Origin of the sequence: Pseudalgibacter alginicilyticus, assembly GCF_001310225.1 — a bacterium.
Lineage (GTDB): Bacteria > Bacteroidota > Bacteroidia > Flavobacteriales > Flavobacteriaceae > Pseudalgibacter > Pseudalgibacter alginicilyticus.
The window spans coordinates 3,504,863-3,518,550 of sequence record NZ_CP012898.1 but is presented as its reverse complement, the minus strand read 5'-3'; the positions used below and the strand labels follow the sequence as shown (position 1 = coordinate 3,518,550).

Annotated in this window: 13 protein-coding genes; all 13 read right to left on the bottom strand. The window is 29.9% G+C overall.

Annotation, left to right across the window (positions count from 1 at the left end):
- Positions 1-6: 6 nt before the first annotated feature.
- Complete coding sequence (locus tag APS56_RS14680) at positions 7-1,380, bottom strand: TolC family protein (protein WP_054729960.1); 1,374 nt, start codon at positions 1,378-1,380, stop codon at positions 7-9.
- Between the two features lie 89 nt (positions 1,381-1,469).
- Complete coding sequence (locus APS56_RS14675) at positions 1,470-2,042, bottom strand: Crp/Fnr family transcriptional regulator (protein WP_054729958.1); 573 nt, start codon at positions 2,040-2,042, stop codon at positions 1,470-1,472.
- Between the two features lie 190 nt (positions 2,043-2,232).
- Positions 2,233-3,201, bottom strand: a complete 969-nt coding sequence (locus APS56_RS14670) for a serine hydrolase domain-containing protein (protein WP_054729954.1) — start codon at positions 3,199-3,201, stop codon at positions 2,233-2,235.
- A 34-nt stretch (positions 3,202-3,235) separates the two neighbouring features.
- Positions 3,236-3,688, bottom strand: a complete 453-nt coding sequence (locus APS56_RS14665) for a GNAT family N-acetyltransferase (protein WP_054729952.1) — start codon at positions 3,686-3,688, stop codon at positions 3,236-3,238.
- A 79-nt stretch (positions 3,689-3,767) separates the two neighbouring features.
- Complete coding sequence (locus APS56_RS14660; RefSeq protein ID WP_054729949.1) at positions 3,768-4,631, bottom strand: AraC family transcriptional regulator; 864 nt, start codon at positions 4,629-4,631, stop codon at positions 3,768-3,770.
- Between the two features lie 114 nt (positions 4,632-4,745).
- Positions 4,746-5,228, bottom strand: coding sequence for a TrmO family methyltransferase domain-containing protein (locus tag APS56_RS14655; RefSeq protein WP_054729946.1), 483 nt, complete (start codon positions 5,226-5,228; stop codon positions 4,746-4,748).
- Between the two features lie 133 nt (positions 5,229-5,361).
- The gene (locus tag APS56_RS14650; RefSeq protein ID WP_082379366.1) at positions 5,362-6,333 is read right to left on the bottom strand and encodes an Acg family FMN-binding oxidoreductase; all 972 of its coding nucleotides are present in this window, start codon (positions 6,331-6,333) and stop codon (positions 5,362-5,364) included.
- A gap of 161 nt (positions 6,334-6,494) precedes the next feature.
- Positions 6,495-7,109 (bottom strand): methyltransferase domain-containing protein, encoded by a 615-nt coding sequence (locus APS56_RS14645; RefSeq protein ID WP_054729941.1) that lies wholly within the window; start codon positions 7,107-7,109, stop codon positions 6,495-6,497.
- Between the two features lie 211 nt (positions 7,110-7,320).
- On the bottom strand, positions 7,321-7,677 hold the full coding sequence (locus tag APS56_RS14640; protein WP_054729936.1) for a VOC family protein: 357 nt from the start codon (positions 7,675-7,677) through the stop codon (positions 7,321-7,323).
- A gap of 294 nt (positions 7,678-7,971) precedes the next feature.
- Positions 7,972-9,069, bottom strand: coding sequence for an acyltransferase family protein (locus APS56_RS14635; protein ID WP_054729933.1), 1,098 nt, complete (start codon positions 9,067-9,069; stop codon positions 7,972-7,974).
- Positions 9,070-9,140: 71 nt separating this feature from the next.
- A complete protein-coding gene (locus APS56_RS14630; protein ID WP_169786444.1) occupies positions 9,141-11,240 on the bottom strand; it encodes a hypothetical protein in 2,100 nt (699 codons plus the stop codon).
- Between the two features lie 127 nt (positions 11,241-11,367).
- On the bottom strand, positions 11,368-12,273 hold the full coding sequence (locus APS56_RS14625; RefSeq protein ID WP_157757682.1) for a PKD domain-containing protein: 906 nt from the start codon (positions 12,271-12,273) through the stop codon (positions 11,368-11,370).
- Positions 12,274-12,301: 28 nt separating this feature from the next.
- Positions 12,302-13,675, bottom strand: coding sequence for a DUF4832 domain-containing protein (locus APS56_RS14620; RefSeq protein WP_054729923.1), 1,374 nt, complete (start codon positions 13,673-13,675; stop codon positions 12,302-12,304).
- Positions 13,676-13,688 lie beyond the last annotated feature (13 nt).

The window sequence follows — 13,688 nt, the reverse complement described above, 5'->3', positions numbered from 1 at the left end:
ATTGAATTAATAAGTTAGTAGGCCCTTAGCATGAAATAAATCTACAACGGCTCTTCGTTCGTTATAGAATGATTCTTGTAATTTGAAATTGGCTTTTTCAACATCATTTAACGCATCAAGCACATCATTAATTGAGGCCAAATTGTTTTTGTATTGTTTATTAACCAAGTTGTAGGTAGCGTTAGCTATTTCAATTTCTTTTTTAACAATTTTAGTATTTTCCTTAGCGGCTTCATATGTTAATTGAGCTTTCGTAATACTTAAAGCAATCATTTCATTAGCATCATTTATCTGCTCTCTAAATTTCAGACTTTCTAATTGTATTTTTTTACTATTTAACCGGGATGAATTACCATCAAAAACATGCCATTTTACGCCAGCACCAATAAACCACTTTGGATCAAATAGGGATAAATCATCTTCTATAAACTCATAATGTCCTTTTATGGCTACTTTAGGAATAAAATTGCTTTTTTCCATTTTCACCTTATAATTTGTAGCTTTCTCAGCCTCTTCTAAAGCTTTAACTTCATTTCGTTTTTCATTGTTAGAGGTTCCTTCAAATGAAAACAAATGCAATTTTGGTTGAAGCAATTTCAACTTTTCTTTAGATTCATCTGTCAATTGATGAAGTACTTCAACTAATAAAATATTTTTATGTTCAAAATCGAGTTGTTTTGCTGCTAATTGTTGTTGTGCAAGTTCAATTTTTTTTCGACTTAAAGGTGTGGCTAATCCATTTTCAATGGCTTTTTTAGCATAAAAGGTTTGTTCGTTTAAATAATTTTCTGTGGCAGTTAAAACTTTTTTAGAAGCTTTTACAAGTGCCATTTTATCATAAGTTTCAATAATTTGTAATGCGATTTTGTCCGCTTCTGCTAAGCCCACATAATTTAATGAAGACTCTTTATGTTTACTTGCTTTCAGCGCATTACTGGCTTCAAAACCACTAAATAATACCCAATCTAAATCAACTGAAGATTTTAGAATATTCTTATTCTGTAAGTTTGCCGCTTCTTGCAATGGAATATCATCTGGAAAAGTTGAGTTAAAAGGTAATCCAACGGCATCTTTAATAATGAGTTTTTGAGTTTCAATTAACAAGTTTTTTGTATCATCATCAAAAGTAATATCATCATTTAACCTTGTAAAACTTCCATTTAATGTAATCTTTGGCAAGAATACCGATTTTGCCATTTGTTGGTCAACTTTAGCTTGTTCTGATTCAATATGATTACTTTTTAGAGTATAATTTTTACTAATACCTTTATGAATTAAATCTTTCAATATTGGGTCTAATTCTTGTGCCGAAATTATCATGGGCATTAGAATTACAAATACCAATAAAACATCATTAAATACAACTTTATTTAAGTTCATTGTACATAGCTTTTAATTACTATGCAAAGGTATTACCGAATTCAGAATTTATTTTTGACCTATATCAAAAAGTGACGTTATGATATGTTTTAGTTGATAGAATCTTGACTTCTGATACGACTTAATGTTTCTTGTGCCATTCCTAAATATGACGCAATATGCCCTAATGAAACCTGATAAACAATATCTGGAAATTCGGCTAACATATAATCATAGCGTTCTCTTGCAGTTTGAAATTGAATAGCATTAAGTTTATTAACCACATTAGTTAACATTTCAGAAATAACAAGTCGCCCTAATTTTTCCATTTTGGAATATTTATCAAATAATTTATCCAAATTCTCTTTAGAAATGAGGTATAGAATAGAATCTTCCAATACTTCTAAATAATACAAACTTGGTTTTTTTTGAAAAAAGCTATCAGCACTAGTCATGAACTTTCCTTTCCCAAAAAACCATTGTGTAATTTCTTTTTGGTTTTCGTTTAAATAATAACTTCTCCCCATACCTTGTTCTATAAAATACAAGTACTTACATATTTCACCTTGATTGACAAGAATTTCATTTTTAGAAACTAATTTCATTGTAAAATGATTAAGGATATCATTTAATTCATCATCTGAAAATGGCACTAAAGCTGTTATAGTGTCGGAAAAACTCATAAATTGTATTTACTTATAATTTAAGAAAAAGCTAAGCTAATTGAAATTTAGACCAGAAACAAATGCAATGATGCAACAATAGTGCTATCCCCTGAAATCACATGCATCAATTAGATATCTTATAAAAACTTACTTTAAGCTAAATTACAACCGACACTATAAAAAGAACTTAAAATGTTTTACTTTTTAATTAATATAGATGTAAATTAGGAATAATTTTCTCTGTTATTAAGGTAATTCTATCTTTAGCTCGTGGTTTAAAACTGGAGGTAATAGCGATTACTAATTCTAATTTTTTATCTACCAGAATAATATTTCCACTATCACCAATTGCTGCATAGGTATTAGGGTTAATTACCCACCATAAATATCCATAAGATTTATCATTCCATTGGCTATGTGTAATGGTACTTTTTTGTATCCAGTTAGAAGATACTAATTGTTGGTTATTCCATTTTCCCTCTTTAAGGTACAATTGGCCAATTTTAGCAACATCTCTTGTGGTTAAACAGATTCCCCAACCGGAGGTATTTACACCTTTAGGGTCTGTTACCCAGCCATGCACATGCTTATTTTTAAGAAAAGCAAAGTGTTCATCTTTAGTGTGTATTCTTATAGGTTTTGGTGGATTAATTTCTAACGGAAGAAATAGATGTTTGGTAGCAAAATCCAAAACGGAACTGCCAGTTGCATTACAAATTAATCCGGATAAAACTTGAATTCCAACGGTTGTATATTTAAAATCTTCACTTAATTTTTTGCCTCCTAAGAGGTCTAAAGCAGATTTTGTCCAATCTTCACTTGCGTATACTTTGGTATAAGGTTCGTATTTAAATTTATAAGGCGCCGTCATAGTTAATACCTGTTCTATTGTAATGTGTGGTAAAACCTTTTCCCTTTTTTTTAGGGTGTAGTTAGGAAAATAATCTATAAGCGGTTGTTGTATGCTTTTTATGAGCCCTTTGTCTATTGCAATTCCAATAAGTATAGATATTATGCTTTTAGTAACAGATGCAATGTGAACCGTGTCTTCCTTTTTATATCCTTGAAAATAGTTTTCATATATAATTTCATTTTTATCAGAAATTACAATCCCTGTTATATTTTGGTATTCTTCTTTAATAAGTTCAGTGATATTCTTAGCTAAAATAGGTTTCATAAGGTTTAAATTTATATAGGTTTTAATCTGCTGTTTAAACTAATATTTGATAGATTCTTGATTCTTCGTCCCAAGGATGGTAACCTTGACCAATATGTTCAAAACCATGTTTTTCATAATATCCTTCTAAATCTGTACAAAGATTTATATATTTAAATCCGAAAGTTTTAGTGTCCTTTTTAGCTTTGTCTATAAGTAACTTAGCGTAATTATGGCCTCTATAATTAGTATCAATATAGAGTGCACATAACCAAGGGGTAAGGTCCATTCTGCTAATAAAATCATTTGAAATTAATCCTGCACAGCCAATTACTTCATTATCTAAAAGAAGTAGATACCATTGGGGCAAAATGTACTCTGCACCAATACAATGAGATATACAATCTGTATATATTTTTGGAGACATGGAAGGCCAACTTTCTTGTAGATATGTAATGGCTATATCTTTATATTGTATCTGTTCTCTTACGGATATTATTGTGAGCATAATATTGTTTTTTTAGTCATATTATTCTGATTATTTAGTTCTGAATCAACTTATTATAATGGCAATTATTTTTAGTAAATTAAGTTATAGGAATGTAAATTAGACTTTCAGAATTTTCATTATATGGTCCTAAATAGGATGTGTCATAACATTCAAAGTTAAAAGGCTTATTTAATGTGTAATTGGTGTTTGGTAAAAATTGATTGTAAATAAACTTATAAGTAAATTCTACCTTATTGGCTAATCCTTGATGTTTAAAACATAAGTATCTATTTTCTGGTATTGTTTTTACCACAAATAGAGGGTTGATGTTGGTTATTTTTTCTACTTCAACACCAATAAAAAAAAACATCCCTCCATAATCTTGTTGGTCAGACCAATATTGTACTTGGTAATATTTTTTAGGTTCTATCATATTTTCAATGGTATCTATTTCTTGAAAAAACAGTCCCCATTCTTTTGATAAATCCTCTACCTTAATTTTGTTTTTAATAAAAAAAGAGGTTCCCACAAGAATTTTAGTTTTACACACTAATAATCTTGGCTGAGTTTCTTTTAGGTTTTTAGATTGATATAAATAGTCTATTGTTATTCGCTCTAATGTTGAGAGGTTTTTAGTGGAAACTCCTGAACGAATTCCTATTGGAGTAATACCAAATTGTTTATTAAATGCTCTTGAAAAAGATTCGGGACTTCCAAAATGAAAATTATAGGCTATATCACTTATTTTCCTATCAGTTTCTTTAATTAGTTTTAAGGCTTCGGTTAACCTTCTTTTTTGTATATAGCTTTTAGGTGAAAACCCTGTTATACTTTGAAACAGACGTATAAAGTGAAACAAGGAATAACATACTTCATTTGAAACCATTAAAACTTCTAAATTACTACACAGGTTATCTTCTATATAGTCTATGGATTTTAGTATAATTTCTTTATTAGTCATTGCATTAATTTAACATTTATGAGTTATTCTATATTATGTCAAATCACTGGCATGCAGTGGTAACGTTTTGTATGTGGCGAAAAGGTTTTTAAAAACCTTTTCGCCACTTTTTATTTATGCTTCAAAGGAGAATTCATCTTTCCAATTAAAGCTTTCAGTGTCTTCATACCATTCTGGCCAGTGTTTGCACCAACCTGGAACTACACAGTCTTTAACTCTTTCCATTTTGTGATAAGGTTTAATATTTAAAATAAAAGTTCCATCTTCAGCATCTATATAAGGGGTGTAAATTTCACCCGTTTGTTCATCTATTTTTATAACTTCTATAGTTGTTATAAGTATGGGATTTGGTCGAGAATCAGAACGGGTAGCAAAAACACCCAATTGTTTAGGTGCTGTTTTATATGGCTTATTAATAATTAAGGTGCTTCTACTTTTTGGATTATCATTTAAATGGCCCCACCAAATTATCTGAAGATACTTAAATCCGTTTAAGTTTTTTATTCCAGAAATATACGTTTTATCAAGGTGAAGGCAACACATGTTATTTTCATAACTAATTCGTCCTATTGGTTGTATTACATATGAGTTTTTCATTTCATTATAGTTTTATTTACACTAATTAATTCTATTACCGGTAATTGAAACAAAATTAATTTTTGTAAGCTAAAAGGACTTGATAGATATTGCTAACTTCCAAGAGAGATTTGATTATTATTGCTCATTTATACTAGTTTACAATTATTTTATTGATACTTTTTCTGGGAGAATATGGAACTTTATTAGCATAGCCTATTCTTAAAATTAGGGTCGGGTATTCCTGTTTAATTATAGGTATACTATTTTTTAATTCTTCAGATAAAGAATGTATTTCACAAGGAGGATTCATGTAGGCACATGCAATATCTAATTCGGTCAACTTTAATAAGATATGTTGTAAATGCCTCCCCAATTTTATCCACTCTGTAACCGTATTGTGCTTTGTTGTAAATAAAATATAGTGTGAGGATGAGTTTATCTTTTCTATATCATTTTTATTTTGTTTAGATGGAGTTAGAAAAGATTTCACTACCATTTTACCTATAAATCGTGGTGTTTGTGGGGCACCCATCACTTTATAGGTTAGGCCATTTTGGGTATTTTTTATTTCATAATTATTAAATCGAATCCAGGATAACAATTCTGCCTTAAACTTAGAATCCCTCATTTGAATGGTATTACCTTTTAAAATATAATCTGTTATCATTTTAAATTCAGGTGTTCCATTTTTAAAATAATAAGTATTAATGTTTAACGAAGTCAATATGCTCTCTAATGTTTTGATGGAAGTATCTGAAATATGCTTTCCAGTATAGATACTCCTATTGGATTGCCTATTGTTTATAAGGTTTAGTATTGTGGTATTGTTGTTTTTACTAGTTTCTTTAAACCGTATTTTTATAAAAGTGTAATCATTGGAAGTTGTTATAATTTCTAATTCCGTATTATAATTAAAATATGGAGATACCAAACATATATTTTCTGTAGCACAACCTAAGGAGATATATAATTCTCGATTATCAGGGTCTACAATTGGAAGTGCACCATTTTTGTCAGGATGAATTTCAATTGAATGTTCTTTTACTTTAAATATCCAGGGTTGACTATTGTGACTTGAAGGAGCTTTTGAAGCATAATTTATTAATTCTGTAGCATTTTCCATCATTTCAATTTAAAAAGTGTTGAAAGAAATAATCTAAGTATGTAGTGCTGCTATTGGTTACAAATTTCTCTGAAAATTATGGAAAAATAAGATATGCAAAAAGATAAATTTTAAAATTTATATCCCTTTGTAATAATGCTATAGTACTGTAATAATTATCGCTATAAAAGTTGGTAATTTAAATATATAAAAGACTTGTTTTTGTTTAAAACAATTACGTCTCGGTTTATTAATTCTAAGCCATTTTGAAGAAGGAAAGAGCTAATATTATCTTCATTAACTTGGTTTGAAATTTTAGATAATTTTTCTAAAGATTTATATTTTGTAGAGGTAACAAAGGTCGTTTTCTCGTTCTTTTGAATTACCAAGCTTAGAATCGCATTTTTACCTAAGGTTGTAATGATATTTTTAAGTGATTTTAGCGGGTCAACATATTCAAGAACTAAACCAATAAAAAACAACTCAATATCCCTAAAATCCAATGCTGTATTTTGTATATCAATATTATATGGTTTTAAGTTTAATGTCTTATGAAACTTATGGTATGTTATTTCTAGATATTTAGGATTAATATCAATAACATAAGTAGTTTTTGTAATCCGGCTATCGATATGTTCAAGACCGTTACCTGTAGAACAACCAAGTAGAGCAAATTTTTTAGGCTTATATTGATTTAAATGCTTCTCTAATAATTGATTTAAAATTTGAGATTGACCTATTTCAGACATATGATTTTCATAATCATCTGAAGGGATTTCTAACCATGGATTATTCATCGTTATATGATAATTTATGAGTAATACTAACGTTTAGTAACACATATGTGTAGATGGGGTATTCTATACAGTATAAATTTAGTAAAAGTGTTTTTTAGATAAACTTTTTGTAATCTTATTTTAAAAAATGTTACACTTCTTTAGAAGTAATAATGTATTTTATGTTCTATTCTATATATTATACAAAGACTACTTTTATATTATATAACTGTTACTGCGTCCAAACTGCAAGTTCATAACCATCTAGGTCATTAAAGTGGAAGCGTTTACCCCCAGGAAAATCAAATGTGTCTTTTACTATAATACCTCCTGCGTTAATTATCTTATTTTTTGTGTATTCAATATCATTTGAATAGAGTACAATTAGAATACTACCTATTTGTGGTTTTCCTTTTGTAAACCCACCATCTACATAATCTCCTTCAAATGCGGTATAGGTTTTACCATAATCTGTAAACTTCCAATTAAAACAAGTTTGATAAAAATGTTTTGCCTTATCAATATCACTTGATAAAAACTCGATGTATTGAACCTGTTCGTGTTTTAATTTTTTTGTGTCATTTTTCAAAACAATATGTTTATAGTTTATACATCTTATTCCATTCAAAAACCTTTGTTAAACAAGTAATTTTGAGCAACTAAATTAACCAAAAAAACCAATAAAGTTTATATAAATATCATAGAGATTCATAATACTAAAACTATTCGCTTTTGGGGTTACAAACCATATAGTACCTATATAGTAAATCTATAAATTATTTTTTTCTGAAACAAAAACATCTTATCTAATTAACAGGTAAACCATTATCATTATTCATATGAGTAATGATTTCAATAAAGTTCAAAAAAAGGGGAGGGCTAATTATACTTTTATATATGTTTTATTTTTATTCATATACCAAAGCAATAAATAAATAATAGCAAACCCGCCAGTTGTTGCAAAGGCATGGAAATAGCTTCCTAAATATTGTTCAAACCCGAATAATATATATTTGGCTACTTCAGAAAAATCTATAACATGGGAAACAACATAAGCTGTTATAGCATTAACTCCAATTACTTTTAAAGGGAAGCTCCACTTTACATACCCTTTTATATCAATCAACCAATAAAAAAATGCCAATAAAACAAAACAGATTCCTGATGATAGTAGCACAAACGTACTATTCCAAATTTTCTTGACACTTGGGTGCCATAAATTAAAAATGAATCCAACCACAATAAAACTAATGCCAGCTATTAGAATATGACGCGCTATTTTTTTTCTTGGCAATTTAGTACGAAGTATCTCTCCTGCAAATAAACCAGATAATACCGTTGCAATAAAACCTAAACCAGATAGCAACCAAGTATATTGATAACCATCATCAAAACGACCAAAAACATATCGGTCAATATATAAAGCTATATTTTTATCTGGTAATAATTCACTCTTTCCAATTCCTGGAATATTTGCAAATTCTAATAATAGAGTATACACAACAAGACACAGCAAAAACACAATATATCTTGTTTTTTTATTCAAGTGGATATATGCCACACAAGAAAACAAATAACCCACAGCAATTGCCTGAAGGGTGTTACTGAAAATCTTAAATTCATTGACATTTAAAGCAAGTAAATTACCCTGAACAATCCAACCCAAGATAAACAAAATAACAAATCGTTTAATTAAATGCGGATAAAGTTTTGTTTTACTCTCTATTTCTTTTACCCGTCTTTCCATTGAAAAAGGGATTACTACTCCCACTAAAAACAGAAAAAGCGGCATAATAATATCATAAAAATGAAAACCAAACCAATCTGGATGCTCAAACTGAGTGGCAAAAAAACTTGAAATTGTTGTTTGTGAAGCTTGATGTAAATGTGCAAAAAAACGATCTGCAAAAATAATCATTAACATATCAAAGCCTCGTAATACATCAATAGACATTAAGCGGTTATTTTCTGTTTTTTTCATATTATGCTCATATTTTTAGATAACAAATATTTCAAAACCCTACAAACAACAATTCTAGAAGGCTTTAGTTTTTAATCTATTTTTATTACTTGCGTACGGTTTGCAGGAATATCAATAAACAAAACATTATTTTTAACCGTTATCTCCTGGTTGTTAATTAACTCTAAAGCCGAAAATCCGTCTACTATTTCCAACTCTGATTGATTTAAAATTATAGAACATTTTTCATCAATATTACCATTATTTCTAATAGTAAAATAAAGATTATTTGCTGTTCCAAAACGCTCAATACGTATTGACTCTAAATTAGAAACAGCATGAGTAACAGGCTCCCATCCAGCACCTGAAATTTGTTTTATAATAGGGATGTATTTTTTGAAAAAGGGGCGACCATTTTCAACTTTTTTATCATCCATCCAATAAGGATCACTTGATGCATCTGTACTAAAAAAAGAAGGAAAAAAACCATAAGCTAAAAGTTTTTCGAAATAAATTTCATAACCTTTAAAAGGAAAATCCGTAAAAGCTTTATCATTTAAGCCTTCATTTAATAAAAACACAATAGGTTTTTGAAATGAAATAGCTCGTTTAAAATCTAATGCCTCAGTACCATGATCACCAGTTGAGTACCAGCTTAATTCTGCTCCAAACAAATCAAGATTAGATGCTGCAAATGGATTCCAACCATGCCCATTCCCCATTACTAATTTCCCTTGAGAATGCATTTCTTCTGCTATCTTTTTCATTAATTCAAATTCAGAAGTAAAATTCCATATCGCTGGTCTTTTTACATTTTTTGAAAAGGATAGAGGATAATCTGTGTACTTAAAATGTTCTTTTCGATAATTTAAATCATGGTGCCAGTTCCATTCCATAGAATCAAAATAAACACCATCTACATTCATTTTAATCGCTGGGGTTATCTCCGTTTGCTTTACGTATTGATATCTGTTTACTCCTTCTAAATCTGGATCACAATTAGTTGTTATACTTACAGCCCAGCCTGAATTAAACCATGGTGTTTCAAGTCTACGTGTTTGCAACAATCCATTTTTGTCAAATGTAGCACTGTTATCAAGATAATTTTTATGTTCTTTTGGAATTAATGTATTAGAAACAAGTGTATCATAATCTATTTCTTTAGTAAGTATGGGTAATTGAACATCCCAAGGTTCTGTATACTGAAAACTTAACACTCCAGTATCTTTATCAGATGTTATACTAGGTATTTTCTCCCCATCTTTTTCATCAAAACTACTCCAGGACAATTCGTGATAAGAAAACCCAAAATCCTCCCAATTCTTAATTGATCTAAGCGGTGTAAAAGGAAGCCACACCCCCTCATTTACGACACGTTTTTTAAAAGACTCAGAATATATAGCGTAATACGTTTTTAAAGCTGCCCGCAACCCCCAATCTGGTTTAAAATTGAAACGACTTAATTTAAAGAAAGCTCGATTAGTAAATTTATCTGTTAAGGGACTGGTTGCAAAATCAAACTCAGCTATTAACCCTTTATTTTTTTCTGCACTCAAACGATAAATTAATGGAAGTGCCATATCTACCCCTAAGCCTTCTCCCTTGTTATTAATACTTATTGCTGCAAGTGGGTAGAATGACATAAGACCTTGTCCTACAGGGTCACCATATCCCCCATTAGATGACTTGTTTATATTAAATGCTCCATCTGGAGGTAGTATTGTAGAAATATCTTTAACATCTAAATAAACTGAATCTTTATTCATAACCTCAGCATCTTGAAAACCTCGATACCAAATCCATTTTTCACCACTTAAAGGAAAAATTATTCTAAGAGTTACACAAGAACTTCCTTCTCCGAGGTATTCCAACTCACCATTTACTTCTGTATAATCATCTCTAAAAATTTCGCTAATTACAACCCTATATGATTCATTACTAAAGTTTGTAATTTTAGATTGCTCGGTCATGAACACCTTTTGTTGAGTCAGTCTAATATACTTACTGTTATCCTTACCAACTTCTAAATATTCAACACGAATAGATTCTTCTGTAAAATCTTCATGACTTTTTTTAAGAGAAAGTTTTTTTACATCGTCTAAATGCTTTAAACTTTTAGCATTTAGTGCATTATTGCTTAACATAAAACCCAAGATTAGGATTTTAACTATTAAAAAATGTTTTTTACTCATTATAATTTTTTAAGTTGAAGTAAAATTTAAGCATAAGGCATCTATCTTAATATATGTTGATATTAAGATAGACTCCTAATATACAAGCTCCTACAAACTAATTAATGTAAGAGCCTTTATTAAAACGTTACTGGCAAGAAGTGTAAGACTCCTCAGGAAGGTCATAAGACACAAAACTACTTGTACTAGTTACTTCAGGAAACGTAGCAACTGCTGCCCAACCAATAGTTAACTCTGAAATAGCAAGACTAACACTACTACCAATAGCACCTAATTGAGTTTTTGGAATACTAAATTCAATAGCATTCGTTTCTGCATCTAAATTTACAATACCTGATGAATACATATTGGCTCCAGAACCTGCTAATGCAGACCATCCCCAGCCTCCATTTGGATCTGTATGTTGATAAAAAGCCCCCCAAGAATTACTTAATAAAGGTCCCTCAAATAAATATTCTGCACCAGAACCTTCAGGCCATTGCCAGCTTAAAAACCCTGTTGACGAATCTCCATCAGAATTAATATAAATATCAACTAATTCCATTTGCATTAAAGTATTACCCTCTATATAAACATTCAGGTTATCTCCACCTCCATACATTTTAATTTTTTGCATAGAACCTGACCCCGAAGCACTTTCATCATATATGAATTCGACATTTTTCCAATCATCAAAATCACCATCAATTTCAATATCAATATTATATACTTCTGGAGCCGAAATTGTTTTTGTAATATGGGATTCTTCACCTGCATCATTCATGGCAGTAAGAGTCACATTAATTTCTCCTCCAATTTTAGTATATCTATAAGTTGGATTTTCTTTTTCGCAATAAAAACTTAAATCTCCTAAATCCCACCTATAAGAGGTAGCTCCTTCTGAAAGATTTGTAAATTCAAATAAATTTCCGTCGTTAGTAAATGAAAAATCTACTACAATACCTCCATTAGAGTTTAAAGACTCATCATCCGAACCACAGTTTAAAAACAATGAAACTGCGATTAGATAGCATAAAAATGTTAATTTCTTCATGTTAAATATATTTAGAGATTAAATAGTTTTAATTAATTGTTAATGTGTGTTGTAAATCGTTGAACCCTTCTGTTGAGTCCCACATACTCGTATTGGCTAATTGTATAGCGTATTCTGGCCTATCTGCTATAATAGCATGAGAATCTTCAATTTTCAAAAATAATTTATAGCTTCCAGAAGGAATTTCTGTAAGACTTACTGCTTCTTCTAATTGATAATTTATACCTGGAATTACCTTTCTAACATCAAAGTTTAGTGCTTTTTTGTAAATGGTACCATCACTAACCGATTTTAAAATTAAAAATGTATTTTTAGTATTATAAACGGGTGCATAGCCATCGTTATCGATTACTATATCTAGATTAAGTGTTCCATTTGTTTCCACTTCATTTTCTAAATTGGCAGTTTTTAATAAAAGTCTGTAACCTAACTGTCTTTGAAAATCTGTAAAACAACTATTATTTCTCCAAACATTAAGCACAGGTCCATAATAATCTAGATTTAAATAGGTCCATTTTAACAAAGTCATTTCTGCCTCAGCAGTATCACAGCTTGCTGTAGAAACACCACTTGGCGGACATGTTTCGCCTCCTGTAGGTACAAAAAATGCTTCATTGCTTATATACAATTTTTCAATTTGAACATTTTGATAAGTTCCATAATCATCTGCGCTGGCTAAAAAACAGTCATTGTGAAAACCAACTCGTGCTATATCTGAGGTTCCATAACCAACATCTGTTCCTATAGCTGTTGTTGTATTAAAATACGTTTGCTTGTACAATGGTGTTCTTACTTGAATTTTTATGCTTTCAGGTAATACCTCTAATAATTTAGTTAATACAGCTGCTCTATTTTCTGATGTGTCTAACCCATTAGATGAATAATACCACTCACCCCATGAGCCTATAAAACCAGCTTGAACAAATGAAATAACATCTGCATTATCTTCAAAAATTGGCTTCAACTGATCTAAATGTGACTCCACAATATTCAAAGGGGCATCTGTATCATTTTCATTACTATTATAGGCGAATCGTAAAATACATTTTACCCCAGCTGCTCTTAAATTTTGAAAATCTGTTTTAATTAAATCTAATTGTGCCGTGCTTAAATCTGAATTTTTAAATTTTTCTAAATAATAAAGGCGTAAGATAATTGTAACATTTTCATTTACTAAACTTTGCAAAGTAACTAAATTAAGAGGTGTTCCTTCTGAAACAACACTCCATGTATGCATAAAGCCTCGCTCAGGATTTGAAATAACTTCATTTGATGCCGTATATGTAATTTCAGTTATATTTTCATCTAAAACAGCTCCTTCACCATCATCTGATGAGCTACTATCGCTTGAGCAATTAATGAAAATACACGTGATTAAAAGTGCTAAAAATTTATATTTCATATTTTTATCTTTA